This is a genomic window from Streptomyces sp. NPDC058683 (assembly GCF_042716195.1).
Lineage (GTDB): Bacteria > Actinomycetota > Actinomycetes > Streptomycetales > Streptomycetaceae > Streptomyces.
Genome location: NZ_JBHXSK010000047.1, coordinates 71,489 through 98,071 on the forward strand (window position 1 = coordinate 71,489; position 26,583 = coordinate 98,071).

Annotated in this window: 25 protein-coding genes and 3 pseudogenes; 17 read left to right on the plus strand and 11 right to left on the minus strand. The window is 72.1% G+C overall.

Features of this window, described 5'->3' with window-relative positions; all coding sequences use genetic code 11:
- Nucleotides 1-79: 79 nt before the first annotated feature.
- Nucleotides 80-643: an NADAR family protein gene (locus ACFWXC_RS39625; protein WP_384486739.1), complete on the plus strand. Its 564-nt coding sequence runs from the start codon at nucleotides 80-82 to the stop codon at nucleotides 641-643.
- Between the two features lie 128 nt (nucleotides 644-771).
- Here ACFWXC_RS39625 and ACFWXC_RS39630 read toward each other — a convergent pair whose 3' ends face one another.
- On the minus strand, nucleotides 772-1,512 hold the full coding sequence (locus tag ACFWXC_RS39630; RefSeq protein WP_384486741.1) for a DUF4190 domain-containing protein: 741 nt from the start codon (nucleotides 1,510-1,512) through the stop codon (nucleotides 772-774).
- Nucleotides 1,513-1,574: 62 nt separating this feature from the next.
- Here ACFWXC_RS39630 and ACFWXC_RS39635 point away from each other — a divergent pair.
- A pseudogene (locus ACFWXC_RS39635) lies at nucleotides 1,575-2,748 on the plus strand (adenosine deaminase); the annotation flags it as partial.
- Nucleotides 2,749-2,781: 33 nt separating this feature from the next.
- Entirely contained in the window at nucleotides 2,782-3,477 is a 696-nt protein-coding gene (locus tag ACFWXC_RS39640; RefSeq protein ID WP_384486743.1) for a glycerophosphodiester phosphodiesterase, read from the plus strand.
- Here ACFWXC_RS39640 and ACFWXC_RS39645 read toward each other — a convergent pair.
- The gene (locus ACFWXC_RS39645; protein ID WP_384486745.1) at nucleotides 3,459-5,138 is read right to left on the minus strand and encodes an RNA polymerase sigma factor; all 1,680 of its coding nucleotides are present in this window, start codon (nucleotides 5,136-5,138) and stop codon (nucleotides 3,459-3,461) included. The genes ACFWXC_RS39640 and ACFWXC_RS39645 overlap by 19 nt on opposite strands.
- Before the next feature lie 273 nt (nucleotides 5,139-5,411).
- Here ACFWXC_RS39645 and ACFWXC_RS39650 point away from each other — a divergent pair, with 273 nt between their 5' ends.
- From ACFWXC_RS39650 to ACFWXC_RS39675, 6 genes are all read left to right on the plus strand, one after another.
- A complete protein-coding gene (locus ACFWXC_RS39650) occupies nucleotides 5,412-6,581 on the plus strand; it encodes a serine hydrolase domain-containing protein (RefSeq protein ID WP_384486747.1) in 1,170 nt (389 codons plus the stop codon).
- A 184-nt stretch (nucleotides 6,582-6,765) separates the two neighbouring features.
- Complete coding sequence (locus ACFWXC_RS39655) at nucleotides 6,766-7,695, plus strand: ABC transporter ATP-binding protein (RefSeq protein ID WP_384486749.1); 930 nt, start codon at nucleotides 6,766-6,768, stop codon at nucleotides 7,693-7,695.
- A complete protein-coding gene (locus ACFWXC_RS39660; protein ID WP_384486751.1) occupies nucleotides 7,695-8,519 on the plus strand; it encodes an ABC transporter permease in 825 nt (274 codons plus the stop codon). Before ACFWXC_RS39655 ends, ACFWXC_RS39660 begins: the two co-directional genes overlap by 1 nt.
- A 58-nt stretch (nucleotides 8,520-8,577) precedes the next feature.
- Nucleotides 8,578-9,912, plus strand: a complete 1,335-nt coding sequence (locus tag ACFWXC_RS39665) for a sensor histidine kinase (RefSeq protein ID WP_384486753.1) — start codon at nucleotides 8,578-8,580, stop codon at nucleotides 9,910-9,912.
- Nucleotides 9,909-10,568 (plus strand): response regulator, encoded by a 660-nt coding sequence (locus ACFWXC_RS39670; RefSeq protein ID WP_384486755.1) that lies wholly within the window; start codon nucleotides 9,909-9,911, stop codon nucleotides 10,566-10,568. Before ACFWXC_RS39665 ends, ACFWXC_RS39670 begins: the two co-directional genes overlap by 4 nt.
- Before the next feature lie 153 nt (nucleotides 10,569-10,721).
- The gene (locus tag ACFWXC_RS39675; RefSeq protein WP_384486791.1) at nucleotides 10,722-11,429 is read left to right on the plus strand and encodes a LuxR C-terminal-related transcriptional regulator; all 708 of its coding nucleotides are present in this window, start codon (nucleotides 10,722-10,724) and stop codon (nucleotides 11,427-11,429) included.
- Nucleotides 11,430-11,448: 19 nt separating this feature from the next.
- Here ACFWXC_RS39675 and ACFWXC_RS39680 read toward each other — a convergent pair.
- From ACFWXC_RS39680 to ACFWXC_RS39690, 3 genes and pseudogenes are all read right to left on the minus strand, one after another.
- Nucleotides 11,449-12,180, minus strand: a pseudogene (locus ACFWXC_RS39680) (IS5 family transposase); the annotation flags it as partial.
- A gap of 75 nt (nucleotides 12,181-12,255) precedes the next feature.
- On the minus strand, nucleotides 12,256-12,951 hold the full coding sequence (locus ACFWXC_RS39685; RefSeq protein WP_384486757.1) for a response regulator: 696 nt from the start codon (nucleotides 12,949-12,951) through the stop codon (nucleotides 12,256-12,258).
- 42 nt (nucleotides 12,952-12,993) lie between these two features.
- Nucleotides 12,994-14,286: a sensor histidine kinase gene (locus tag ACFWXC_RS39690; RefSeq protein WP_384486759.1), complete on the minus strand. Its 1,293-nt coding sequence runs from the start codon at nucleotides 14,284-14,286 to the stop codon at nucleotides 12,994-12,996.
- Nucleotides 14,287-14,539: 253 nt separating this feature from the next.
- Here ACFWXC_RS39690 and ACFWXC_RS39695 point away from each other — a divergent pair, with 253 nt between their 5' ends.
- On the plus strand, nucleotides 14,540-14,905 hold the full coding sequence (locus ACFWXC_RS39695; protein WP_384486761.1) for a hypothetical protein: 366 nt from the start codon (nucleotides 14,540-14,542) through the stop codon (nucleotides 14,903-14,905).
- Between the two features lie 247 nt (nucleotides 14,906-15,152).
- Here ACFWXC_RS39695 and ACFWXC_RS39700 read toward each other — a convergent pair whose 3' ends face one another.
- The 3 genes from ACFWXC_RS39700 to ACFWXC_RS39710 all read right to left on the minus strand — a co-directional run bounded on the left by ACFWXC_RS39700 (nucleotide 15,153) and on the right by ACFWXC_RS39710 (nucleotide 17,689).
- On the minus strand, nucleotides 15,153-15,569 hold the full coding sequence (locus ACFWXC_RS39700) for a nuclear transport factor 2 family protein (protein WP_384486763.1): 417 nt from the start codon (nucleotides 15,567-15,569) through the stop codon (nucleotides 15,153-15,155).
- Nucleotides 15,570-15,665: 96 nt separating this feature from the next.
- Nucleotides 15,666-16,367, minus strand: a complete 702-nt coding sequence (locus tag ACFWXC_RS39705) for an SDR family NAD(P)-dependent oxidoreductase (protein WP_384486765.1) — start codon at nucleotides 16,365-16,367, stop codon at nucleotides 15,666-15,668.
- A gap of 221 nt (nucleotides 16,368-16,588) precedes the next feature.
- On the minus strand, nucleotides 16,589-17,689 hold the full coding sequence (locus ACFWXC_RS39710; protein WP_384486767.1) for an MBL fold metallo-hydrolase: 1,101 nt from the start codon (nucleotides 17,687-17,689) through the stop codon (nucleotides 16,589-16,591).
- Nucleotides 17,690-17,960: 271 nt separating this feature from the next.
- Between ACFWXC_RS39710 and ACFWXC_RS39715 the strand changes: the two genes are divergently transcribed.
- The 4 genes from ACFWXC_RS39715 (at nucleotide 17,961) to ACFWXC_RS39730 (ending at nucleotide 22,528) form a co-directional block, all read left to right on the plus strand.
- Nucleotides 17,961-18,437, plus strand: a complete 477-nt coding sequence (locus ACFWXC_RS39715; RefSeq protein WP_384486769.1) for a MarR family winged helix-turn-helix transcriptional regulator — start codon at nucleotides 17,961-17,963, stop codon at nucleotides 18,435-18,437.
- Between the two features lie 312 nt (nucleotides 18,438-18,749).
- Nucleotides 18,750-20,453, plus strand: a complete 1,704-nt coding sequence (locus tag ACFWXC_RS39720) for an NAD-dependent malic enzyme (RefSeq protein WP_384486771.1) — start codon at nucleotides 18,750-18,752, stop codon at nucleotides 20,451-20,453.
- A 202-nt stretch (nucleotides 20,454-20,655) separates the two neighbouring features.
- Nucleotides 20,656-21,582, plus strand: a complete 927-nt coding sequence (locus ACFWXC_RS39725; RefSeq protein ID WP_384486773.1) for a LysR family transcriptional regulator — start codon at nucleotides 20,656-20,658, stop codon at nucleotides 21,580-21,582.
- A 70-nt stretch (nucleotides 21,583-21,652) separates the two neighbouring features.
- The gene (locus ACFWXC_RS39730) at nucleotides 21,653-22,528 is read left to right on the plus strand and encodes an SDR family NAD(P)-dependent oxidoreductase (protein WP_384486775.1); all 876 of its coding nucleotides are present in this window, start codon (nucleotides 21,653-21,655) and stop codon (nucleotides 22,526-22,528) included.
- A gap of 77 nt (nucleotides 22,529-22,605) precedes the next feature.
- On the opposite strand, the gene ACFWXC_RS39735 is transcribed toward ACFWXC_RS39730, so the two are convergent.
- The 3 genes from ACFWXC_RS39735 to ACFWXC_RS39745 form a co-directional block, all read right to left on the minus strand.
- Nucleotides 22,606-23,100, minus strand: a complete 495-nt coding sequence (locus ACFWXC_RS39735; protein WP_384486777.1) for a DUF3291 domain-containing protein — start codon at nucleotides 23,098-23,100, stop codon at nucleotides 22,606-22,608.
- Nucleotides 23,101-23,131: 31 nt separating this feature from the next.
- Entirely contained in the window at nucleotides 23,132-23,836 is a 705-nt protein-coding gene (locus ACFWXC_RS39740) for a helix-turn-helix transcriptional regulator (RefSeq protein WP_384486779.1), read from the minus strand.
- 88 nt (nucleotides 23,837-23,924) lie between these two features.
- A complete protein-coding gene (locus ACFWXC_RS39745) occupies nucleotides 23,925-24,971 on the minus strand; it encodes a LacI family DNA-binding transcriptional regulator (protein WP_384486781.1) in 1,047 nt (348 codons plus the stop codon).
- Nucleotides 24,972-25,079: 108 nt separating this feature from the next.
- Between ACFWXC_RS39745 and ACFWXC_RS39750 the strand changes: the two genes are divergently transcribed.
- The 3 genes and pseudogenes from ACFWXC_RS39750 to ACFWXC_RS39760 all read left to right on the plus strand — a co-directional run.
- Nucleotides 25,080-26,258 (plus strand): phytanoyl-CoA dioxygenase family protein, encoded by a 1,179-nt coding sequence (locus ACFWXC_RS39750; protein ID WP_384486783.1) that lies wholly within the window; start codon nucleotides 25,080-25,082, stop codon nucleotides 26,256-26,258.
- 16 nt (nucleotides 26,259-26,274) lie between these two features.
- The gene (locus ACFWXC_RS39755; RefSeq protein WP_384486785.1) at nucleotides 26,275-26,427 is read left to right on the plus strand and encodes a hypothetical protein; all 153 of its coding nucleotides are present in this window, start codon (nucleotides 26,275-26,277) and stop codon (nucleotides 26,425-26,427) included.
- A pseudogene (locus ACFWXC_RS39760) lies at nucleotides 26,424-26,583 on the plus strand (gfo/Idh/MocA family oxidoreductase); the annotation flags it as partial. The gene ACFWXC_RS39755 and the pseudogene ACFWXC_RS39760, both read left to right, overlap by 4 nt.

Below are 26,583 nucleotides of genomic sequence, written 5' to 3' on the forward strand. Positions count from 1 at the left end.
CGGAATCTGTCGACCAGGTGTCGAGTCGGGGCGGAAAAGGCGGGACGGAGTGTCAGTGGTGCCTGCCAGACTGGCGTGCATGGCGAAGATCGATTCCGCGGAAGCCCTGATCAGGGCGGTCCGGGCGGGGGCCGGGATCAAGTACCTGCACTTCTGGGGACACCGGCCGAGGCCGGACGGACAGCTCTCGGCGAGCTGCCTGAGCCAGTGGTGGCCGTCACGCTTCGTGGTCGACGGTGTGTCGTACGCGACCGCCGAGCACTGGATGATGGCAGGAAAGGCCCGGCTGTTCGGGGACGCGGAGGCGGAGCGCCGGGTCGTGGCGGCCGGACATCCCGCCGAGGCGAAGAAGGCGGGCCGACTGGTCCGGAACTTCGACGAGGCGACTTGGGAGCGGGAGCGCTTCGAGATAGTGGCGCGCGGCAGCGTGCACAAGTTCGGGGCTGACCCGGCCCTGCGCGAGTACCTGCTCGGCACCGGCGACCGGGTACTGGTGGAGGCGAGCCCGGTGGACCGGATATGGGGAATCGGCTTGGCGGCGACGGACCAGGCGGCGACGAACCCAACACAGTGGAAGGGACTGAACCTACTGGGGTTCGCCCTGATGGAGGCACGGGAGAGGCTGCGGACGGCGGGGGTGTAGATCTACAGGTGGGGGCCCTTCCGGCCGACGGGAACTGGTCCCACTGAAGGGGCGCGGGGAACTGCGCGACCAGCCCCCACCCACCCGCACCCGACCACGCGCCGCCCCCACACACGCGCCGCCCCCACCTACCGCGTGCTTGCCACCACGATCACCACGATGAACCCCACGGCGAGAAGAAGCCCCACCGACCCGCAGATGATCCCCGCCAGCGCCTGCCCCCCGTTCGTGGCCTCCCCCCGCCCGACCCGGGCCCGCCCGATCGAACCGAAGACGATGGCCAGCACCCCCATCACCAGCGCGATCGGCCACGCACAGAACCCGACCACACTGATGATCCCGGTGACGAGACTCGCCGTGCCCAGCCCGTTGTTGGGCATCGGCTGCATACCGGGCCAGCCGCCGTATCCCCCGGGCCCGCCGGGGTAGGGCGGAAACGCCTGCCCGGGGTAGCCGTACCCCGGACCGGGAGCCGGTGCGCCCGGGTAGCCGTAGGGAACCTGACCGGGCCCCTCCGGGGCCATCGGCGGCGGTGGCACGGCCGCACTCTGCGGATACGGCGGCGCAGGCGGGGCGTAGGGACTCGGCGGCGGATACGCACCCTGCGCACCCTGCGCACCCTGCGCACCCGGTGCCGCGAAGGGGTTCACCGGCGGAGCAGGAGCCGGAGCCGGAGCCGCGTCCGACGGCGCCGCGAAGGGGTTCGCCCAGCCCTGGGCCGGCACCCCGTCCTCCGCCCCCGGCATCGCCGCGACCGTCCGCTGGTCATGGATCGAGGGCGGTACCGACGGCTCCGCCCCGGCCCCCTCCCTCTCCTCGGCCGTCTTGTCCAGCCGTATCTTCGGAGCCTCAGGCGCCTCGTCAGCCATCTCGCGATGTCCCCTCTCCCGCACGCGTGCCGCCGTCATGCTAAGGCCCTTCCACCTCGAACGCCGGTCCGGCCTACGATGGCCCCGAATCACCGATCAGCCGATCACCGCGCAAGGGGCCAGCTCAGGGCCGTACCACCGCCGAAGGCGGCCCCGCGCCGTTCCGGGGAGGAACCCTTGACCGACCGCCACACCGAACCCGCCCTCCGCGACGTGCACGCCTTCATCGCCGGGCTGCCCAAGGCCGAACTGCATGTCCACCACGTCGGCTCCGCCTCCCCCCGGATCGTGTCGGAACTGGCCGCCCGGCACCCCGACTCCAGGGTTCCCACCGACCCCGAAGCCCTGGCCGACTACTTCACGTTCACGGACTTCGCCCACTTCATCGAGGTCTATCTCTCGGTCGTCGACCTGATCCGCACGCCCGAGGACGTCCGGCTGCTCACCTACGAGGTGGCCCGCGAGCTGGCCCGCCAGCAGGTGCGCTACGCCGAGCTGACCATCACCCCCTTCTCCTCCACCCGCCGCGGGATCGACGCACGGGCCTTCATGGACGCGATCGAGGACGCGAGGAAGGCGGCGGAGGCCGAGTTCGGGACGCTGCTGCGCTGGTGCTTCGACATTCCCGGCGAGGCGGGCCTGGAGGCCGCCGAGGAGACGGTGCGGCTCGCGACCGACGACCGGCTCCGCCCGGAGGGCCTGGTCTCCTTCGGTCTCGGCGGCCCCGAGATCGGCGTGCCCCGGCCGCAGTTCAAGCCGTACTTCGACCGGGCCGTGGCGGCCGGCCTGCACTCCGTCCCGCACGCCGGGGAGACCACGGGACCCGGCACGGTCTGGGACGCCCTCGTCGAACTGCACGCCGAGCGCATCGGCCACGGCACCAGCGCCGCGCAGGACCCGAAGCTCCTCGCCCACCTCGCCGAGCGGCGCATCGCCCTGGAGGTGTGCCCGACCTCCAACATCGCCACGCGCGCGGTCCGCACCCTCGAAGAGCACCCGATCAAGGACTTCGTGGACGCGGGCGTGCTGGTCACGGTCAACTCCGACGACCCGCCGATGTTCGGCACCGACCTGAACAACGAGTACGCGGTCGCCGCCCGCCTCCTCGGCCTCGACGAGCGCGGCGTCGCCGACCTCGCCAAGAACGCGGTGGAGGCCTCCTTCCTGGACCAGGCGGGCAAGGCGCGGATCTCGGCCGAGATCGACGCGTACACGAAGGCATGGCTCGCCCCCTGAAAATCCCCTGCGGGGCCCTGAGAACATGGGCTCATGCAGACCGTGACCGCCGTGGCCCACCGCGGCGACCCCTACCGCTTCCGCGAGAACACGCCGGACTCCCTGCGTTCCGCGCTCCAACAGGGCGCGGACGCGGTGGAGATCGACGTACGGCTGACGCGTGACGGCGTCCCCGTCCTCCTGCACGACGAGACCCTGAACCGGCTCTGGGACGTCGACCGCCCGCTGAGCGCGCTGTCGGCGGACGAGGTGCGCGGCCTCACGGCGGGCGGCGTGCCGACGCTCGCCGAGGCGCTGGCGGCGGCGGAGGGCAGCCGGGTGATGATCGACCTGCCCGGCGACCCCAGCGAGCGGGCGGTGGCCCGGATCGTGGCCGTGGCCCGGGAGTGCGGTGCGACGGAGCGCGTCTACTACACGGGAGACGCGGCGGCGATGCTGGCGGTACGGGCGGCGGACGCGGCGGCGGAGATCGCCCTGACCCGCAAGACCCTGGCACCCGCGCGCCCGGCGCTCCTGGACGTGATCCGCCCCCGCTACCTCAACTACCGCTTCACCCTGCTCGACCACGCCCTGACCGAGCACGTCCACCGCAGCGGCTGCCTGGTCTCGTGCTGGACCCCGGACACCCGCCGCTCGATGCGCCGCCTGCTGGACATGGGCGTCGACTCGATCACCACGAACCGGGTGGACGTGCTCGACTCGCTCCGGCGCTACACGACCGACCGCTGAGCGACCGTCGCCGGATCGCTCGGCGTCCCCCGTGTCGCGTACTGCGGCACCGGCGCCGAGTCCTTCCCGTCGTCCCGGACCAGCCCGTACCGGACGGCCCCGTCCGGCGGCCCGTACAGCACGTCCTTCTCCACCGCGTCCCAGGTCGACGGGAAGACGCTCGCCCCGTAGTCCGCCCCCCGCTCGTTGACCGTGAACGTCACGCTCCCGTCGACGTAGAAGTACTCGTTCTGCCACATCTGCTGGGTGCCGGCCGGCAGGACGGCGTAGCCGGTGGCCGAGCTGCCCATGCCGGTGGAGGAGGCGTCGGTGCTGCTGATGCGGTCGTCCATCCGGCGGCCGCCGCCCGACGCCACATGGAAGAGCCGGCCCTTCAGGCCGGTCCAGCTGGGCATGACGAGACTCCCGGCCCGGGACAGCGGGGCGATCTGCCAGCGGACGAGGACATAGCCCCGGCCGGTGAGCGTCACGTTGTCCCCGCGGTGGTTCAGGACGGCGTGCGCCCCGCCCGTGCTGGTGATCCCCGTCTCCGGCCGGTGCGGCAGCGTGCCGGGGCGGGTGTCCGGGTCCGGCGCCTTGTCGACCGCGTCGACGACCGAGCCGTACCGAGCGGTGCTCGCCGACGGGGACGGTGACGGCGAGGCGGAGGGCGACGCCGACGAGGCAGTGGCCGACGGGCTCGGTGCCGGCTCCGGCGCGCCGGTGACCGCCGCCGTGGGCGCGGTGGCCGTGTGCGGTGCCGGACGGTCCGGGGTCTGTACGACGACGTACGCACCGCCCGCCACGATGGTCGCCCCCGCCGTGACCGCCACCGCGGGCTTGGTCAGCGCGCCCAGCACCTTCGCCGACCAGCCGACGGAGGTCGCCGCGACCGCGGTCTTGCCGCCCAGCGCCAGCGACAGCGTGAACCCCACCGGCACCGGTACCAGCGCGATCCCGACCAGCAGCCGTTCCGCCGGTACGACGGAGTCGCGGGGGTCGCCGCAGTAGCCGCAGCCCCGGATGTGCCGGGCCAGCCGCTTGCGCCAGACGGAGTCGGGGTGCCCGTCCCAGCGGGCGGTCAGCTCGCGCAGCTCGGGACAGGCGCCGTCCAGCGCGCGCACGATGCCCCGCGAGATCTCCAGCCGTTCCTTCATCCGCTGCACGCGGACGGCGGCGTGCTGGCGGCTGATGCCGACGGCCGCCGCCAGCCCGCGCCGGGTGAGTTCGCCGGAGACCTCCAGCCACCACAGGGACACCAGCTGCCGGTCCTCGGCGTCCAGCCAGCGCACCGCCTCCGCGACCTCCCGCCGCTGGCCCTCCAACTGGAGGCGCAGCACGGTGAGTTCGGCGAAGTCGGCGGTGCCGTCCGGGACGCCCTCGTCCAGCTTCCGCTCCTGTCTGCGGCGCGCCCGGTCGCGTATCTGCCGCATGGCGATCGCCACCAGCCAGGACCGGAAGCTGTCCGGGTCGCGGAGGCTGCCGAGGTGGCCGACGGCGCGCAGCATGGTCTCCTGGACGACGTCGTCGACGTCGGCGTGGCCGTTGAGGGCGCGGCCGACCACGTTGTAGACCAAGGGCAGCCAGCCCTCGACCAGTTCGTCCAGCGCCCGCCGGTCGCCGGCCTGCGCGGCCGCGATGGTGGCGCGCCACTGCCGCGACACGTGCACGTCCGTCCTCATGACCGCACCTTCTCAGCCGGGGCGGTGAGCTTGGCAATGTCGGGGATCACAGTGTGGAGACGGAGTACGGATTCCGGGATAACACTTTTTCCACCCCGCCCTCCCCACCGCCCGCACCCCTACGGGTCATCCCCCGTAACTCTCTTATCTTGAAGGGCAGTTGATGAGGGGCGACTCAGGGGCGTACACCCTCCTCGGCGACGATCCGGCGACGGCCGTGCCCCCGCAGGATGATCAGGTCCCTTCACCCATCCCCTCCCCTGGAGCTCACGCATGCGTGTCCGCACCCGGAGCACCGCCCTCGCCGCCTCCCTCGTCCTCGCCCTCGCGGCCGGACCGCTGGTGGCACCCGCCCTCGCCGCACCCGCAGCCGCACCCGCCGTCACCGCGCCCGCCACCGCCGCCCCGGACGCCGAGGCCCTGCGCGCCGCGATCGCCGGGCTGCCCGACGCGGACGCCACCGCCGCGCTCGTCCGGGTGGGCGGCACCGACGGCGCCTGGCGCGGCAGCGCGGGCGTGCACGACCTGACGAGCGGCGGCGCGGCGGACCCGGACGGCCGCTTCCGGGCCGGTTCGACGACGAAGGTGGTGACGGCGGCGGCCGTACTGGAACTGGCCGCACAAGGCAGGATCGACCTCGACCGCCCCGTCCAGCGCTACCTCCCCGGCCTCTTCACCCGCGCCTTCCGGCCCATCACCGTCCGGCAGTTGCTGAACCACACCAGCGGTATCCAGGCGGGCGACGGCTGGGGCGACTCCTTCGAGGCGCAGTACGCGCACCGCTTCGACACCCTCACCCCGGAGCAGGTGGTCCGGTCGGCGGTGGCGAAGGGGCCGGAGTTCTGCCCGGGCAGGAAGCAGGACTACCTCAACATCAACTACACCGTGCTCGGGCTGCTGATCGAGAAGGTGACCGGACAGTCGTACGCCTCCGAGGCCACCCGGCTCGTGCTCCGTCCCGCCGGGATGCGGGACACCTACTTCCCCGGCACCGACCCGCGCATCCTCGGCCCGCACAACCACGGCTACCAGAAGGTGACGGAGGCCGACGGGACGACGTCGTTCGTGGACGTCACCGACTGGAACCAGGCGGACCGGTTCGCGGCCGGCGACATGATCTCCACGACCGCCGACCTGGAACGGCTGCTGACCTCCCTCTTCCGCGGTCGGATCGTGCCCCCGGGACCGTATCTGGAGGAGATGTTCACGGTCCCGGCGCACATCGAAGGGGCCACCTACAGCGCCGGGTTGCAGCGCTTCGCGTACGACGGCCGGGTGTACTGGCTCAAGTCGGGCTCCCGGTACGGCTACAGCGCGGTGCTCGCCGGGACCCGGGACCTGAGCCGGACCCTCGTCTACTCGGTCGGCTCGACCGACGCCAAGGGCGAGGAGATGAACCCGGTGGCGCAGCGGATCGCGATGGCCGCGCTCAAGCAGGGCTGACGGCACGGGCACTGGTCCGGACGCAGTACGGCCGGGCCGTCGGGAGTGGTACCCCGGTACCACTCCCCCGCCGAAGATTCCCCCGGGGTCCCAGGGCCCGGGGGACGCCCGCACCTAGCGTCGATGACGACAGCCGCGAACAAGACCGACCGCGGCCGAGTGCGAGGCAGGAAGGCCCAGCTTCATGATCGAGGCGCGCGAACTGACAAAGCGCTATGGCGACAAGACCGTCGTCGACCACCTGAGCTTCACCGTCAAGCCGGGCGAGGTGACCGGCTTCCTCGGTCCCAACGGCGCCGGCAAGTCCACGACCATGCGGATGATCGTCGGCCTGGACGCCCCCACCCACGGCTCGGTCACCGTCAACGGCCGTTCCTATGCCCGGCACTCCGCGCCCCTGCAGGAGATCGGCACCCTCCTCGAGGCCAAGTCCGTCCACCCGGGACGGACCGCCGTCAACCATCTGATGGCGCTGGCGTACACGCACGGCATTCCGCGCAGCCGCGTCGACGAGGTGATCGAGCTGGCCGGGCTGACCAGTGTGGCCGGCAAGCGTGTCGGCGCCTTCTCGCTCGGCATGGGCCAGCGGCTCGGCATCGCCTCCGCGCTGCTCGGCGACCCGGCGATCGTGATGCTCGACGAACCGGTCAACGGCCTCGACCCGGAGGGCGTGCTCTGGGTGCGCAACCTGCTGCGCCGGCTCGCCGACGAGGGCCGGGCCGTGATGCTCTCCTCGCACCTGATGAGCGAGACCGCGCTGATCGCCGACCATCTGGTGATCATCGGGCGGGGCCGGCTGCTCGCGGACACCACGGTCGACGACTTCACCAGGGAGGCGGGCGGCGGCGGTGTGAAGGTCGTCACCGGTGAGCCCGCGAAGCTGCGCTCGCTGCTGGCAGGACCCGACGTCACGATCAGTTCCTCGTCCGCCGAGGAGCTGATGGTCGCGGGCCGGGACGCCCGGGAGATCGGGACGATCGCCGCCCTGCACGGCGTACCGCTGTACGAACTCACCCCGCGGGCCGTCTCCCTGGAGACGGCGTTCATGGACCTCACCCGGGACGCGGTCGAGTACCAGAGCGCTCCGGCCGACACCGCGCGAAAGGCCGCCTGATGACCGTCACCAGCATCGCTCCCGCCCGTCCGACGACGTACAAGGTGACCGGCGTCCGGGTGCTGCGCTCGGAGTGGGCCAAGTTCTGGTCGCTGCGCTCCAGTTGGATCACCCTCGCGGTCGCCGTGTTCCTGCTGGTCCTCTTCGGGACCATCGCCAGCTACACCTACAGCGCCGGCGCCACCCCGGGCGGCCCGCCCGGCCGGAGCGGCGGTGACAGCGACGCGGTCAGCCTGGCCCTGACCGGCGTCACCTTCGCCTCGCTGGCCATGGGTGTGCTCGGGGTGCTGCTGTCGGCGGGCGAGTACAGCACCGGCATGATCCGCTCCACGCTCGCCGCCGTCCCGCGCCGGCTGCCGGTGCTGTGGGCGAAGGCCGCCGTGATCGGCCCGATCGCCCTGGTCCTCAGCACGCTCGGCGCGCTGGCCGCGTTCGGACTCGGCTCGCCGGGCCTGGACGGCGAGCGCATCTCCCTGTCCCTGGGCGACGACGGTGTGCTGCGCAGCCTGGCCGGGGCCGGCCTCTACCTCGGTCTGGTCGCCGTCTTCGGGGTGGCGCTGGGCGTGCTGCTGCGCAACTCCGCCGGGGCCATCGCCTCCCTGGTCGGCATCCTGCTGATCCTGCCCGGACTGGCCTCGCTGCTGCCCGACTCCTGGTACGACACCCTCAGCCCCTACTTCCCGAGCACCGCGGGCCAGGCGGTGTACGCCCTGCACCAGTCCTCCGACACCCTGTCGCCCGGCGCGGGCCTGGCCGTCTTCGCCGGCTGGGTGGCGCTGACCCTGGCCGGGGCGGCGTACCGACTGGTCAGGACCGACGTCTGAGCCGGGCCCGACCCGGCTCTGATCGGGGCTTGAACCGGACTCGCGCACAATGGTCGGCATGATTCCGCCGCACCCCGCGGCAACCGCCGGGGACACCGCCCGGGGGACGGCGAGCGCGCCGTCCCCCGGGTTCGACGCGGCCTGGGCGCATCCGCTGCTGGGCCGGATGCTGCGCGACCGCAGCCGCCGGCAGCGTCTGGACCAGCGGCATCCCTGGCTGCTCGACAGCGCCGTCGTGCTGCTCGTCCTGCTGATCGGCCTGCCCGATCTGCTGATGGTCGGCCACGACTCCCCCTTCGGGGACTCGGCCGCCCGGGACGCGCTGCCGACCGGCATGCTGTACGCCTTCGTCGCCGCGCTGGTCGTTCCGCTGTGGTGGCGGCGCCGGGCCCCGGCCGCCGCCTACTTCACGATCCTCGTGGTGAACCTGGCCGAGTGGTCGACGGGGGTCTGGCTGCGGGCCGGTATCGGCACCCTCATCGCCCTGTACACCCTGGCCCGCAACGGCTCCCTGCGGGTGCTGGGCTGGGCGGCCGGGCTGACCGTCGGCACGCTGGCCCTGGCCGTCTTCGTCCTGGCGCCGGTCGAGCAGCCGGTGCTGGGCGGCTTCTTCATGCTCGGCACCCTGACGGCGGCGGTCGCCGTCGGCCTGACCTTCCGCATCCGCGGGCTGTATCTGGCGGCCCTGGAGGACCGGGCCCGGCGGCTGGAGATCGAGCAGGAGCAGCAGGTACGGCTCACCGCGGCCGCCGAGCGTTCGCGGGTCGCCCGGGAGATGCACGACATCGTCGGCCACAACCTCTCCGTCATGGTCAGCGTCGCCGACGGCGCGGCGGTCCTGGCCGGCAACCGCGGCGAGCGGTCCGCCGAGGCGCTGCGCATCCTCGGCGACACCGGCCGCCAGGCGATGAGCGAGCTGCGCCGGGTCCTCGGCGTGCTGCGCGAGGGCGCCGACGACGAACTGCCGCTCGCCCCGCAGCCCGGCATCCGGGACCTGGACCCGCTGCTGGCCCGGGTCCGGGCGGCGGGGCTGCGGGTGACGTACCGGACGGTGGGCGATCCGGACGCGCTGGGCGACGGCGTCCAGCTCACCGTCTACCGGATCGTCCAGGAGTCGCTGACCAACACCCTCAAGCATGCGGGACCGGACGCGTCCGCCGAGGTGACGGTCACGGTCGCGCCGGGCGAGGTGCGGATCCGGGTCGCGGACACCGGCCTGCCGCCGCGGTCACCCGACGACACCACCGGCCACGGCCTGGTCGGCATCCGGCAGCGGGCCGCGATGTACGGCGGCACGGCCGTCGCGGGGCCGCGGGACGCCGGTCACGGCTGGCTGGTCGACGTCGTCCTCGATGTGCCCGCCGCCCCTCCGGTCCCGGGAGAACAGCTGTGACGACCGTACTGATCGCCGACGACCAGCCCCTTCAGCGGATGGGCGTGCGGATGCTGCTGGAGGGCACCCCCGGTCTGGAGCCGGTCGGTGAGGCGGAGCACGGCGGCGAGGCGGTGCGGCTGGCCGCCGAACTGCGGCCCGACGTGGTCCTGATGGACATCCGGATGCCCGGCATGGACGGCCTGGAGGCGACCCGGCGCATCGTCGCCACCGGCGGCCGTACCCGCGTCCTCATCGTGACCACCTTCGACCTCGACGAGTACGCGTACGACGGGCTGCGCGCCGGGGCCGGCGGGTTCCTGCTCAAGGACGCCCGCCCCGAGGAACTGGTCGCGGGCATCCGGGCGGTGGCGAGCGGGGACGCCGTGGTGGCCCCCTCGCTGACCCGCCGGCTCCTGGACGCCTACGCCCACCGGGTGCTGGCGCCCACCGCCGCCGTCGCGGACCCCCGGCTGCGCTCGCTCACCGACCGCGAGCGCGAGGTGCTGGTCGCGATCGGCCAGGGCTGGAACAACACGGAGATCGCCGAGCGCCTCTTCCTCACCGAGTCCACGGTCAAGAAACACGTCGGTCGGGTCCTCGCCAAGATCGGGGCGCGCGACCGGATCCAGGCCGTGATCGCGGCGTACGACACGGGGCTGGTCCGCGCCAAGTGAACCCGGCTGAGTGAACACGGCCGAGTAAACGCGGCCGAACCATGCCACCGGAACGAGTGAGGAGACCCACTCTCCCGGGGCGGCGGATCCAGGCGTAGCATGTGAACGAAACTGTTTCGTTCACGGAACGGACCTCGCATGGAGAAGACAGGCATGGTCTCCGTACTCGTCGTCAACGACCAATCCCTCCAGCGCCTCGCCCTGCGCATGCTCCTCACCGCCGAGCCCGGCCTGACGGTCGCCGGGGAGGCGACGGACGGGGACGGGGCGATCCGTGCGAGCGCCGCGCTCCGCCCCGACGTCGTCCTCATGGACAGCCGGATGTCCGGGGCGGCCGGCATCGAGACCATCCGGCGCCTCACCCACCCCGCCCCCCGGACGGCCCGCACCCCCGGATTCCCCGCTCCCGCCGAGGAGGCCCACGCCCCCCGGGTCCTGATGCTGACCGCGGCCGGGCAAGAGGCGGAGGCCTGGTCCGCGCTGCGCGCGGGCGCCGGCGGCTTCCTGCTCGACGACGCCGACCCGGCCGAACTGACCGCGGCCATCCGGGTGGTGGCCGCCGGGGACGCCGTCATCACGCCCGGTCTGACCCGCGCGCTCATCGACGCCGTCCGCGAGCAGCACACCGTCCGCCCCCTCCCCCGCACCGCCGGGCTCGGCACCCTCACCGAGCGCGAGCGCGATGTCCTGGTCGCCGTGGCCTCCGGCTGGTCCAACGCCGAGATCGCACAGTGGCTGTCCATCGCCCCGACCACCGTGAAGACGCACGTCAGCAACGTCCTCGCGAAGATCGGCGCCCGCGCCCGCGTACAGGCGGTGGCCTTCGCCTACGAGTCGGGGCTGATCCGGCCGGCGGCCTAGGGCACGTACCGAGTCGTGATCAATGGGCGGTCCGGGTGAGGTCTTTGATCCAGATCATCGAGGCGCGCAGGTGCAGGCCGGCGAGGTAGCTGTCCGGGGTCTTGTCGTATCGGGTGGCGACGCCTCGCCAGGCCTTGAGCTTGTTGATCAGACGCTCAACGGTGTTCCTCTCCTTGTAGAGGTCGGCGTCGTGGCTGACGGGCCGACCGCCCCCGGAGCCCTTCTTCCTCCGGTTGGCGGCCCCTGGTCCTTCTTCTCCGGAATGACTGCCTCGATGCCGCGTCTGCGCAGGTGGGCCCGGTCGCTGCGGGACGAGTGGGCCTTGTCCCCGGCGACCGCGTCCGGCCGGGTGCGGGGGCGGCCGACGGGACCGCGGACGCGTATCTTCCCCGGCACGGGGATGAACCGCGGGCTGTCCGCGGCCTGGCCCGCGGTCGGCACGAACGCCGGCAGGCGGCGCATGTGCGGTCGGCGGCGAGGTGGACCTTGCTTGTCTGCCCGCCCCTGGAGCGTCCGAGGAGAGCGGCCTTCAGCCGGAGTTTTCGCCGACGCCGGATGCGTCGGCGCTCCCCCCGCTCGGGATCGGTCCCGGTGTCCTGCCCGTTCCGTTCTTCGAGGCTGCCCCTTTTCACCTGGCTTTCTCCGCCTCGGCGGCAGCCTTCTCCAGGACGTTGAGGACGTCCTCGCCCCGGTGCATCCCGGCAGCGTCGTGGTGAGCGCGCGCGGTGGTGGAGTCGATGCTGACCAAGGAGTCGGTGTCCTCGTGTTCAGCGCGCGTTGCTGAGCGGTCATCGCCGTTCGCCGCCGCGGTGCCGCGCACGAAGATTCAGCCCCGGCCGGTGCAGACTCCCGCTTCCCAGGCCCAGGCCGCGATCTCGACGCGGTTGCGGGCGGCGAGTTTGCGCTGGATGTTGCCCAGGTGGGTCTTGACCGTGGAGTGGGTGACGTAGAGCCCGGCCGCCACCTCTTCGTTGGTGTGGCCACGGGCGACCAGGCGGACGACGTCGAGTTCGCGCCGGGTGAGGGGTTCGGTGAGACGGGTGGTCGCGCGGGTGGCGGGGGGAACGGGGCGGGAGCCGGAATTCTCTTGTGGGGGTGGTGCCATGTGCTGCAGGAGGCGGACGGTGATGGAGGGGGAGATGAGGGAGTTGCCGGCGGCTGTCGCGCGTACGGCTTCGGCGAGGAGGGCGGGGGCGCCGTCTTTGAGGAGGAAGCCGCAGGCGCCGTTGCGCAGGGCTTGGTAGACGTATTCGTCGAGGTCGAAGGTGGTGGCGATCAGGACGTTGAGCGGGTCGGGGACGTCGGGGCCGGCCAGCAGGCGGGTGGCTGCCAGACCGTCGAGTCCGGGCATGCGGACGTCGAGGAGGCAGACGTCCGGGCGGAGTCGGCGGGCCGTTTCCACGGCGTCGGTGCCGTTGGCGGCCTCGGCGATGACGTCCATGTCCGGCTGGGCGCTGAGGATCATGCGGAAGGCCGACCGGATCATGTCCTGGTCGTCGGCGATCAGGACCCGGATCTTCATGTGGTCATGGTCGCAGAGGTGGCGGGGCTGCCGGTTGCGTGGTCATGGGCGGTTCGCCTGGGGTGACGGTGGGAGGGGGATGTCGGCGGTGACCTGCCAGCCGGGGCAGCCGTGTCGGAGGCCCGCGGTGAAGTGACCGCCGATGGCCTCGACGCGTTCGGCGAGCCCGATGAGGCCGTAGCCGCCGCGCTGTTGGCCGGGCGTGGGCTGTCCGGTGGCGTCGGCGCCGCGCTGGGCGGCCGGCGGACGGCCGGACACGTCAGCCCGGGTGCGGTGTGCCGTGCCGCTTGCGGTCCGGCTGTCGTCGCTCACCGAGACGTCCAGCCGTCCGGGGTCGTCGGCCCGGAGCCGGATGTCCACGGTGACCTGTGCGGCGGTGCCGGCGTACTTGCGGATGTTGGTGAGCGATTCCTGCACCAGACGGTGCACGGTGATGCTGATCTCGGGTGGCAGGGAACGTTCCGCGAGCCGGGGGTCGAGGGTGAGCCGGGCCGGCCGGCCCCCGGCCGAGAAGCTCTCCACGAGGTCGCGCACGCGCGTGAGGTCGCGTCCGGGGCGGGTGGCGGCCGGATCCCCCGGAGTGCGCAGCATGGAGACCATGCCGCGCATCGACTCCATCGCCTGTGAACCGGCTTCCTCGATCCCGGCGAACATCCGGTCCAGGTCGGCCGGGGGCGGTGCCTTGCCGGCCGCGGTGACATAGCGGGCTGCCTTGGCCTGCGCGACGATCGCGGTGACATGGTGGGCCACGAAGTCGTGCAGCTCCCGGGCGTGCTCCAGACGCTCGGCCTGGCGGGCAGCCTGCTCCGCGGCCGTCCGCTCGCGGTCGCGCAGTGTGTCGACGAGGCGCAGATACAGGCCCAGCACAACCATCAGCACGGTACCGAAGAGGATCACCGACGCCCCGTAGGTCTCCAGAAGGTCGTACTCGGCTTCCGGAAGCCGGAAGAGCAGCAGCCCGGCGGCCACGCTTGCCGGGGGTACCAGAGCGATGATCCGCAGCAGCGGCTGAAGGCGCACGGTACGGGCGATCATCAGCAGGAGTGCGCACAGTTCCGTCATTCCGGGGGTGTTCACGGGCCGCTGGGTCAGCTGCAGCTCGGTCACCGACAGCGCGAGGGACGCGGCCACGGCGCAGCCGGCGACGAGGGAAAAGCGCGCGGGCGGTACGAACAGAGCCACCACGCATAGTCCACCGGTGACGACGGTGGCCGCCGCGGTGGGGGCGAAGCCGGTGTTGAGCCCTTCGGTGACGAGCAGGGCGAGGACGCAGACACCCGCCGGCACGAGCAGTACCTGATGTGTGCGGGAACGGCCCCGGAAGGCGTGGATCATGCCACCTCACGTTACGGCGGTATCCGGCGGGCCGCCTCGGCTCTTCGGCCGATGCGTGCGGGCCGGGCCGTTCGGCATTCCGGTTGATCCGCGGCGGCCCTGTCCCACCGGATGATCGGGATTGCGGGACGGGGGCCGAGTCCACCGTCCCGCACCCCGGGGAGACCCCACTCCTTCGGCGAATGCCGCCGCCGGCCGTGGGGGAAGACGTCCGGTATGCCGCTTACCGTCACACAAGTGGAGGAAGCAACACATGAGCCGAGTACGCAAGAGCATCGTCGCCGGATTCGTAGCCCTGACGATCGCCGGCGCAGGAGCCGTAACCGCCACCGCCGCGCCCTCACAAACGCAGACGAAGCCCGTAGCCGGCCAGGCCGCCGCCGGCGACACCCGCGAGAAGCAAAGGCGCCTGGGGCGCATCACCGAGTGGAACAAGTCCAAGAAGTACGGCTACATCACCTTCAAGGCGCCCAACGGCCGCTACGAGAAGGCCTACACCTACTTCGACTGGAGCAGGCACCCCTACAACCTGCGTCGAGGAGACACCGTCTCGTTCGTCCACGTCCCGCTGCGCGGGCAAGACAGGGCCATGGATGTCAGGCTCGTCTCCGGCAGGTAACCCCGCACACAACCGCACCGGGGGGCAGCACACAGGTCGCCTCGGAACTTGCGGATCGCGCCCTCGGATTGCTGCCGCAGCCGGGTGAGATACGGTCCGTACTCGCCGATCGGCAAGTACGGCTCGACGTACCCCCGTTCCTCGTCCGTCAGTTGTGCACGCGTCCTGCACTCCGAACCACCGGATCCGCCCCCGCACCGGGGACGGATCCGACGAATTGATCACGACCCGATACGGGCCCCAGGGCCTAGAAGCTCTCGCCGCCCAGGGCCTTGATGAACGCGAGCGGGTTCCAGTACTCGCGGTACTTGACGATCTTGCCGTCCTTGAACGTCACGAACGTCGCGTAACTCATGTCGTACGGGTTCCCGTTGGCCAGGACCCGGCCGGTGACGGTCCAGTCGGCGATGGCCGTGTCCGGGTCGTCGGTCCCGCGGACGGTCGCCGACGTGATCTGCTGCACGTCGATGAGGTCGGGGTAGCCGCGCAGGTACTCGTAGACGGCGGTCCGGCCCTCCAGCCGGGTGGGGCTGCCCTCGGGGGCGAAGGGGAACTCGACGACGACGTTCTCGTCGCACTGGTCCGCCCAGGCCTTCATGTCCTTGGAGAGGAAGATGTCGAGGCTGCGCTGCACCAGGTCGGCGGCGGAGAGGGTCTGGCTCATGATTCGTTTCCCATCGTGATACGGAGTGGGCCACACGAAAATGTGGCTAGCCACATAATTACTTGGCTAGCCACATAAGTCAAGCGGTCCCGCGGCTCACGTGAACAGGTTGCCGCCGTCCACGGTCAGGATCTGGCCGGTCAGCGCCTCACCCTCGGGGCTCGCCAGGAAGCCGACCGTCGCCGACACGTCCTCGGGCGTCAGCGCGCGGGGCAGCGCCTGCCCGGCCTGCGAGGCCTCGAAGGCGGCGTCCGGCTGGTACGCGGTGGACGCGGTCCGGGTCAGGCCGGGCGCCACTCCGGTCACCGCGATCCCGTACTGCCCGAGCGCGGCGGCGAGCGACCGGGTGACGGCGATCAGCGTGCCCTTGCTGGCCACGTACGGCAGCAGGTCCGGGCTCGGCGGCTTCCAGAAGGTGTCGGAGACGATGTGCACGATCCGGCCGAAGCCGCGCTGCCGCATCCCGGGCACGAACGCCTGGGCGAGCAGCAGCGCGGACTCGACATTGACCGCCTGGACCCGGCGCCAGCGGTCCAGGTCCACGGTCTCCACGTCCATCAGGTCGTTGGCGGCGGCCGCGTGCACCAGCACGTCGCACCGCCCGTTCTCGGCCAGGACGCGGCGCGCGGCCGCGCGGACGTCCTCGGCGTCGGCCAGGTCGCAGACGATGTCGCCGGCACGGTCCAGGACCCGTACGACATGGCCGCGCGCGGTCAGCTCGCGGACGATGGCGCCGCCGATGGCCCCGGCCCCGCCCACGACGACGGCGACCCTGGGCGCGGTGGATTCTTCAGGCATCGAGTGCTCCTTCTCGTAGTGCTGTCTCGCGTTGATGTGTCGAAGCGCTGTCCTGGCGGTGGCGGTGGCGGTCCACCGGGGCGCCGCCCGGGCCGCCGTCCTGCGCGCATGAGTCGGTGCGGTACGTCGACGGCTGCCCCTGCCCCCTACGTACCGCACCGACCGTCTTGTTACGGATTCATTTGCTCGCGTAAGCAATCAACTGCTGACGCGAAAACCCGTCAGGGGTGGATGGCGCTGCCCAGACCGAGGTCCAGCCGCAGGGACTCCACCAGCGAGAAGGCGCTGCTCTCGGTGAAGACGTCGGCGGCCGCGAGCGTCCCGGTGTACTTGGCCGCGACCGGGGCCGCCGCCTGCCGGCAGACCTCGTCGAGCCAGGTCTTGACGACGGCCCAGATGTTGTCCCCGTACTTCGCCGCGTAGACGCCGTAGTCCACGGTCCCGAGCGCCCGCTTGATCGACTCGGTCAGATCGTCGATGTACTGCTGGTGCACGGTGACGTCGGCACGCTTGCCGAGGCGCCCCATGTGACCGGCGATGTGGTACTTCCACGGGTACGACAGCGCCTTGGCCGGGGCGGCGAGGTAGCCCTGGATGTCCTCGCTGAAGTTGAGCGCGCCGAACGGGGCCCAGCCCGGAATGTTGATGTCGACCAGCATCAGCGCGTCGTGGTGCGGGAACCGGATGAAGATGTTGTCCGGCGAGTGGTTGCTGCCGTGGTGCGCGAGTTCCACCCGCTCGCCGCCGACGTGCAGGGTGTAGCGGTCGGCGAACGTTATCTCGGGCGCGGGCTTGTTGGGGTCGTTGTCGCGCCGCAGCAGCCTGCGGTTCTCCTCGTGCCCGATCCGGACCACCTTGCGGCCGAAGAGCCCGGACGCGCCGACGTGGTCGGAGTGGTGGTGCGAGTGGACGATGTGGGTGACCTTGTTGCTGGTGCCGTTGGCGGCGGCGATCTCGTCCACGGCACGCTGCAGGTTGTGGCCGATGGTGGGCGGCGCGTCGAAGAGGACCACGCCCTCGCGGGTGGTGAGGAAGGCGGCCTGGTAGTCGCCGTCGGTCACCCAGTAGAGGTTGTCCTTCACCCGGCCGACGTAGTAGCCCTGGCTGTTCACCGCCGGGCCGAGGGATCCCGCGGGCACCGGTGCGTAGTCCGGCAGACCGGCGCCGGAGGACCCGGCGGCCGGGGTGCGGGGGGTGGCCGCCGAGGCCGTCGTCGCGGTGCCCCCGGCGACCAGGGCCGCGGCCGCCGGCACGGCGGTGGCCGCGGCGACCCTGGCCAGGAACGAACGGCGGTCGGTTCCGGATTCGGAGTTGGATGACATGACGATTCCCTTCGGAACGGTTCCAGGAGGGCCAGGGGCGATCCGTCCCTGCGGCTCCCGCCCGGCGCAACGGGCTTACGGTAACGCCCATTAGCTTGCGCACGCAAGCAACTTGTTCCTCGTTCCGAAGCGGGGCCGGACGCCCGACGCCCCTCGGGGCCCGCCGGGGAACCAGCCGTCAACATCCGCTGCGACTAAGGTATTCCCAGCCCCGGAAGCAGCGGAGAGCACCGGCTTCCCGCCCCCTATCGCCCGCCAGACGAGGAGCGCCATGCCAGCCGCGAAGCCCGACCCGGTGATGCCTCGGCCCAGCCTCGTCGAGCGCGCACCGGTCAGCTTCGGGCTCTTCGCGCTCTCCCGCGAGCTGCACGGTTACGGCGCCGAACTCCTCCTGAAGCTCGGCCTGCACCCCGGCCAGGAACTGATCCTCATGCGGCTCTTCGACCGGGACGGCCAGACCCAGGCCGAGCTGCAGCAGGCGGTCGGGCTCGACCACTCCACGGTCTCGCGGTCGATCCGCCGCATGGAGGACGCGGGCCTGGTCGCGCGGGCCCGCGCCGAGCACGACCGCCGGGCCTTCGTCGTCTCGCTCACCGAGGGCGGAGAGGCGCTCCGCGAGCCGCTCGCCGACCTCTGGACCGCCCTCGACCGGCTCGCCACCGACACCCTGCGCCGACTGGAGGGCGCCGACTTCCTCAGCACGGTCGCGGAACTGGAGCGCGCCTACGCCACCGCACGCCGCGGCTGACCCACGGCCCCGGACCCCACCCCACCTCACCCCACCACCGCGGAACCGCCCCGCGGCGGGCACCGCCACACCCCCGCCGAACGCCGAACGCCGAGGTGACTCGGCATGCATGCACCAGGCTCATGGACCGCTCCCGTTCCAGGCATTGGACGCATGTATGTCCGGCTGCCAGGCTTCCGGAGTGAGCGCATTCCCCGGAGACACGAGGCGCTTCGAGGCACCCCGATGCACCCCCCGAAGCACCTCGAAGCGACCCGGACGCACTCTGGCAGCACTCTGGAAGCGACGCGGAAAACGGACAAGGAGCCGATCATGGGGACCCAGTGGAACGCCGACGAGGGGCACATCGAGACGACCGCCCGCGGCCGTGCCGTGCTCTCCCAGCCCCGCCTCAACCGGGGCACCGCCTTCACCCGGGAGGAACGGCAGTCACTGGGCCTGGTGGGCCTGGTCCCGTCCGCGGTGCTGACCCTGGAACAGCAGGCCGAGCGGGCGTACCAGCAGTACGCGGCCCAGCCGACCGATCTGGCCAAGAACGTCAACCTCACCGGGCTGCACGACCGCAACCAGGTGCTCTTCTACCGGCTGCTCGGCGACCACCTCGACGAGATGCTGCCCATCGTCTACACCCCGACCGTCGGCAGGGCGATCCAGCGCTACAGCAACGAGTACCGGCGCCCGGCCGGCGTGTACCTGTCGGTGGACGCGCCGGAGGAGATCGAGGGCGCACTCATGGCCACCGGCCTGGGCCCGGACGACGTCGACCTGATCGTCGCCACGGACGGCGAGGCGATCCTCGGCATCGGCGACTGGGGCGTGGGCGGCATCGACATCTCGGTGGGCAAGCTCGCCGTCTACACCGCCGCCGCCGGCATCGACCCGAACCGCACCCTGGCGGTCATGCTGGACGTCGGCACCAACCGCCAGGAACTCCTGGAGAGCCCGCTCTACCTGGGCAACCGGCATCCGCGGGTGGACCGGGAGACGTACGACGCCTTCATCGACGCCTATGTCCTCACCGCTCGCCGGCTCTTCCCGGACGCCCTGCTGCACTGGGAGGACTTCGGCGCCGCCAACGCCCGCCGGATCCTGGAGCGTTACCGCCCGAGCGAGTTCACCTTCAACGACGACGTCCAGGGCACCGGCGCCGTCAACCTCGCCGCCGTGCTCTCCGGGGTGAAGGCCAGCGGGATCGCGCTGCGCGACCACCGCGCGGTGATCTTCGGCGCGGGCACCGCCGGCATCGGCATCGCCGACCAGCTGCGCGACGCCATGGTCGCCGACGGGCTGACCGTCGAGGAGGCCACCGCCCGCATCTTCGGCGTGGACCGCTACGGCCTGCTCACCGAGGACCAGGAGGGGCTCCGCGACTTTCAGGTCCGCTACGCCCGCCCCGCCGCCGAGGTCGCCGACTGGCGCCGGGACGAGAAGGTCGGGGGCATCGCGCTGGCCGAGGTCGTCGAGCGGGTACGGCCGACGGTCCTGATCGGCACCTCCGGCCAGGGCGGCTCCTTCACCGAGGACATCGTCCGTACGATGGCCGCGCACGCCGACCGTCCGATCATCCTGCCGATGTCCAACCCGACGGACCTGGCGGAGGCGGTCCCCGCCGACCTGCTGGCCTGGACGGACGGCCGCGCCCTGATCGCCACCGGCAGCCCGTTCCGCCCGGTCGACCAGGACGGGGTCCGGTACGAGATCGGGCAGGCCAACAACGCGCTGATCTTCCCGGGCCTCGGTCTGGGCGCGATCGTCGCCCGGGCCACCCGGGTCACCGACGGCATGCTGTCCGCCTCCGCGCACGCCGTCGCCGGCCGGACCGACGCCACCGGCCCCGGCGCGCCGATCCTGCCCCTCACCGACCAGTTGCGCGAGACGTCGGTGGCCGTGGCGGTCGCGGTGGCCCGCGCTGCTGCCGCCGACGGGGTGGCCCGCGCGACGGTGGACGACTCCATCGAGGACCGGGTGAGGGCGGCGATATGGCAGCCGGTGTACCCGCCGATCAAGGCCGTCTGAGCCGCCGGGGCAGTGGAACACCGGACACCGGGAAGGCCGGCACTCCGGGACGGGACACCGGGAAGCCGGGGAGCCGGGACATCGGAAAGGCTGGCACACCGGGAAGCCGGGGAGCCGGGACTCCGCGTGGCGGCCGAGGGATCCCGGTCATGCCCCCACGGCCTGGATACGTCCGATCCGATGCGGCGGGAGAATGGGACCCATGGATCTCCAGGTACTGCGCTCCTTCCAGGCCGTGGCCGAGGGCGTGACCGTCACCGAGGCCGCGGCCACCGCGCACATCACCCAGCCCGCCCTCTCCCGGGCCCTGAACCGGCTGGAGAGCGAGATCGGCGCGGAGCTCTTCCAACGGGTCGGACGGGTCCTGCAACTCACCCCGGCCGGGCGGGTGTTCAAGGAGTACGTCGACACCGTGCTGGACAGTTACGACCGGGGGCGGCGGGCCGTGGCCGAGGTCGTCGACCCCGACAGGGGCGTGGTCTCGCTGGCCTTTCTGCACACCCTGGGCACCTGGCTCGTACCCCGACTGGTCACCGGTTTCCGGCAGCGCTTCGCCGCCGTGCGGTTCGAACTGCACCAGGCCGACGAGAACGGTCTCACCCAGCACCTCCTGGACTCCACCGCGGACCTGATCATCACCGGCAAGGATCCCGGCCACCCGCTGATCACCTGGCGGCTGCTCCTGGTCGAGCCCCTCTGGCTGGCCGTCCCCGCCCGCCACCGGCTCGCGCAACGCCGGCGGGTGCGGCTGGCCGAGGTGGCCGACGAGCAGTTCATCGTGCTCAAGCCCGGCTACGGCCTGCGCAGCGTCACCGAGACCCTGTGCCGCCAGGCCGGGTTCAGCCCCCTCGTCGGCTTCGAGGGCGAGGAGGTGGAGACCCTGCGCGGGCTGGTCGCGTCCGGCCTGGGCGTCTCCCTGATCCCGGCCGCACCGGACGCCACCGCGGCCACGGAGGCGAACCCGGACCTCCCCATCCGCTACCTCAGGCTCACCGACGTCCGGGCCGCCCGGGACATCGGCGTCGCCCGTCTGGCCTCCCGCACCCTGCCCCCGGCCGCCCGGCGCTTCATCGACCACGCCCTGGACACGACGGCCGGGACGGGAGAGGTGCCCCTTCGGCACCCCTGAGCACCGCACCACCGTCCCGATTTAACACAACGCGGTTGCACTAATAACGCAACCGTGTTGTGCTGTCTGCATGACCACCCACACCTGGTTCATCACCGGCTCCTCCCGCGGCTTCGGCCGCGACCTCGCGACCGCCGCCCTGGAGGCCGGCGACAACGTCGTCGCCACCGCCCGCAGGCCCGAGCAGCTGGACGACCTCGTCGAGAAGTACGGCGACCGCGTCCTGCCCGTCGCGCTCGACGTCACCGACCGGCCCGCCGCCGTGACCGGCCTCCGGGCGGCCGTCGACCGCTTCGGCCGGGTCGACGTCGTGGTCAACAACGCCGGATACGCCAACCTCGCCGCCGTGGAGACGACCCCCGAGGACGACTTCCGCCGCCAGTTCGACACGAACTTCTGGGGCGTCTACAACGTCTCCACCGCCGCGCTCCCGATCCTCAGGGCCCAAGGCGGCGGCACCCTCGTGCAGTTCTCCTCCATCGGCGGCCGCGTCGGCGGCACCCCCGGCCTCGGCTCCTACCAGGCCGCCAAGTTCGCCGTGGACGGCTTCACCCGGGTCCTCGCCGCCGAGGCCGCGCCCTTCGGCGTCCGCTGCCTGGTCGTGGAACCCAGCGGCTTCGCCACCGACTGGGCCGGCCCCTCGATGCGGATCCCCGAGGTCGCTCCGGAGTACGACTCCACCGTGGGGGAGATGGTCCGCCTGTTCGGCGGCACCGTGGCCGCCGCCGGCGACCCCGGGCGGGCCGGCGAGATCCTGGTCCGGGTCGTCAAGGCGCCGAACCCGCCCACGCACCTGCTCCTCGGCGTCAATGCCGTCGAGATGGCGCAGAACTACTCGCGCGGCCAGCTGGAGGAGGCCACCGCCTGGGAGCAGGTGAGCCGCTCGGCCGACTTCGACCAGGACTACCCGGCCGAACTCCCCGGCGGGGCCCGGCCGGTGAACTAGTCCACGAACGGGCCCGGCAGGAATGTCCGGGTCCCGCCCTTCCCTCTTACGCCCCCCGGCACGGCACGCCCCCTCCCCTACTTCCGCGCCGCGGTCCGGAGATCCCGGGCGGCCTCGGCGGCGGAGTAGGAGGAGGCGAAGGTGAACGCGCGGGCGGACGGTCCGTGCGCGCGCAGGTCCGCCAGCCGATCCAGGGCCTCGCCGGCGGTCGGGAGGTGGCCGGCCGGGACCCACCAGAGCACCAGGTGCGCCTCGACGTGCCGTTCGAACCAGTCGCGTCGGCGCCGCATCACCTCCAGGTGCTCGCTGCGGTAGGTGAAGCCCCACAGCGCCTCCTGGGTCTCCCAGACCGTCAGGTTGACGATGACGTCCTCGCCCGCCGGGCGCAGAGCGGTGGCGTCGGCCGCGCCCTCCTCCACGAGCCGCCACACGAAGCCGGGAGCGCCGTCGGCAGCGGTGTTGACCGAGTCGAGCATCTCGACGAACGGCGCAATGCGCGGGTCGTCGAGGGGGTGGCGGAGCGTGGCGACATTGAGCTGGGCGAGGTGAGCGGCATACGTGGATGCGGTCATGACCTCATGTCAGCATGCCCCCATCTCTATGTCAATCACTGTTGTTTTTAGAACTTTCGAGCACTACACAGCACTGCCCGGGCCGGGCGTCCATACGGGCCCGGAAAGGGCCACCGGTACCGATCAGCCCCTCCAGCAGCGCCAGGTTCATACCGCAGACGAGCGGCGGAAAGCGCTCGGCGACGGCATGGAAGGGGCAGTTGCGCATCCGGACGACGACCGCCCCTTCGCCCGCGCCCTCGGCGCCCCGGTCGCCTCCGTCGTCCCCCGCCCCCTCCAGATGCGGTTCGTAGCCGCGCGCGGCCAGCGTCTCCATGACCTCTTCGAGGCCGCCGCAGGGCGCCGCCGAGCCGCGCAGGGCCTCGCCGCGGCGACGGGCGGCCGCACCGAGTCCGGCGTCCAGTCCGGCCTGTTCGGCGGCCTCGGCGAGCAGTTCGGCGGCGGTGCGGTAGTCGCGGGCGGGCAGCGACACCGCCCGCTCCTCCAGCGCCCGCGTGTACACCTTGGCCGGACGCCCCGCCCCCGGCCCCGAACGCCCCGTCAGACGGCGGCTGCCGGTGTCGAGCAGCCCGGCCTCGGCCAGCCGGTCCAGATGGTGCGCGGCGAGCGTGCGCGCCACCCCGGTCGCCTCGGCCGCCTCGTTACGGCCGACCTCACGGCCCTGCGCCGCCACGTACTCGTACAGTCGGCGTCGCACCGGATCCTGCAGCGCCGCGATCGCGTCGATGTCGTCCACCCGGCCATTCTAGGAACAACACAGGTTGGAGATAGAAACCCGGCACCGCGGCGGCCCCATGCGGCGGCGCCCGCCCGGCGAGCGGGGTTCACCCCGCGAACGGCACGGAAGAGACCTCGGGCGGCAGGTTGAACGGTGTGACCACCTGGATCGCCGAGGGGAGGGTCGGGCCGTCGTCCGGCAGTGCCTGGTGGGCCCGCATGACGGTCTGGCAGGCGCGGCGTACGTCCTGGCGCAGGTCGTGGTGGAGGACGGCGGAGAGGCGGCGGTCCCGCAGGAGCCGCGTGTTGTCGTGGTCGAGGTCGTGGGCGACGAAGACGGCACACCGCCTGCCGAGGTCGTCGAACGCGTCCAGCGTGGCGAGGTTGCCGCCGCCCATGGAGTAGACCGCGACGATGTCCTCGTCGCGCTTGAGCGCGTCGAGCACGAGGTCGCGCTGGGTGGCGTCCAGGCCGTCGCTGTCGGTGACCTCGACCAGGGAGCGCTTGGCGTCGGCGAGCCGCATGGCACTGCGGAAGCCCATCTCGCGCTCCTCCTCGCCCCTGAAGGAACCGCGGCTGATGGTGGTGAGCACGTTCCCCGGCCGGTCGCCGAGCCATTGCTGGAGGAGGTAGGCGGCGGTGGCGCCCGCCGCGCGGTTGTCGATGCCGACGTACGCCAGGCGCGGGCTGTGCGGCAGGTCGGTCACCAGAGTGACGACCGGGATGCCGGCCGCGACCAGCCGCCCGACGGCGGCGGCGATCTCCGGCAGGTCGGGGGCCTTGAGGAGCACGCCCTGCGAACCGCGCTTGGCGATCTTGTCGAGGGTGCCGGTGAGCTCCGTCGGCGAGCAGGTCTCGCGGAAGTGGAAGCGTGAGCGCACGACGGCGGGATGCAGGGAGGGCAGTTCGGCCTCCAGCGCCTCGCGGACGGCGGTGGAGAACCGCTCCGGTGTCTGCATGACGATGTCGATCATGAAGGTCCGGCCGGCGATCCGGACCTGGCTCTGCTGACGGTCCAGGTCCTTGATGGCTTCCTGTACCTCACGGATGGTGCTCTCCCGCACATTGCCCCGGCGGTTGAGGACCCGGTCGACCGTGGCGGTGCTCAGCCCTGCCTGACGGGCGATTTCCCTGATCGGATAGGGGTGATGCATGACTGGTCCCAGAGGATGATGATGGATTTTTGATTCGCCGTTGAGGATTGATTGATGCGTGCGGGTTCTCAAGACTGGCAGAAAAGCAGGCACTGCGAAAGGACCCGGATGCCTACTCCAGCGACGGCGAAGCGGACATGGCTCACCGAGGCCGACTGCGATCTCGACGCGCTCCGCTCACTCGTCGAGCAGAAGACCGACGTCGGGGACTACCTGTCGGCCGCGGGCGTGGAGCAGAACGTGCTGCTCTACGACAGCGACCGGCTCCGGAGCCTCGCGGCCACCGCCGAGGGCCGCCGGGACGTCCAGGAGGAGCTGATCCGGGCGCTGCTCGACGGACCCGGCATCGTGGTCCTCAAGGGCGCGTTCGCCCGGGCGGCCGTCGTGGACCGGGTGTCCGAGGCGTTCGCCGCGCTCATCGAGGAGGAGCGCCGCGAAGGCACGGCCCGCGGCGACCACTTCGCCCGGGCCGGCGCCAACGACCGCGTCTGGAACGCCCTGGACAAGATCGCCGTACGGGCGCCGGAGGTGTTCGCCGACTACTACGCCAACGACATGCTGGCGCTGGTCGCCGAGGCCTGGCTGGGCCCCGCCTACCAGGTGACCTCGCAGGTCAACGTCGTCAATCCGGGCGGTGCCGCGCAGAGCGTGCACCGCGACTACCACCTCGGCTTCCTCTCCCAGGAGCGCGCCGCCGCCTACCCGGCGCATGTGCACCGCCTCTCCCCCGTCCTCACCCTCCAGGGCGCGGTCGCCCACTGCGACATGCCCGTCGAGTCCGGCCCGACCCTGTACCTGCCGCACTCGCAGAAGTACGAGCCGGGCTACCTCGCCTGGCGACTGCCGCGGTTCGTCGAGTACTTCGACACCCACCACGTCCAGCTCCCGCTGGACAAGGGCGACGCCGTCTTCTTCAACCCCGCGCTCTTCCACGCCGCCGGCCACAACCGGTCCACCGGCATCCGCCGGATGGCCAACCTGCTGCAGATCTCCTCCGCCTTCGGCCGCGCGATGGAGACGGTGGACCGCGAGGCGATGGCGAACGCCCTCTTCCCGGTGCTGCTGCGCCGCCAGGCCGAAGGCACCCCGGCGGACTGGCTGCACCGGGTGGTCGCCGCCACCGCCGAGGGCTACCCCTTCCCCACCGACCTGGACCTCGACCCGCCGGTCGACGGTCTGGCTCCGCCCTCCCAGGCGGACACCCTCTGGCAGGCGGTGACCGAGAGCTGGGACCCCGAGCGGCTGCGCCGGGAGCTGCGCGCGGCCGCGGCACGCCGCCGGCACTGAAGGAGGCACCGCACTCATGGGACGTCCTGAGGACCCGGTCCTGGCCGGCACCCGCCGCTCGCCCCGCACGGGGGCGGACGCCGTCGGGGCGGGCCGGACCGCCGGGGCATGCACCCTGTCGCTGCGCGAGCACCGGCCGGTACGACTTGAGGAGGTAGGCAAGGGATGACGGACGAGCCACTGCGGATCGGTGTGCTGGGCGCGGCCCGGATCGCCGAACTGTCCATCGTGGGACCGGCCCGTGCGGGCGGCCACCGGCGGGTGGCGGTGGCCGCCCGCGACCGGGGCCGGGCCGAGGCGTTCGCCGCCGCGCACGGCGTGGAAC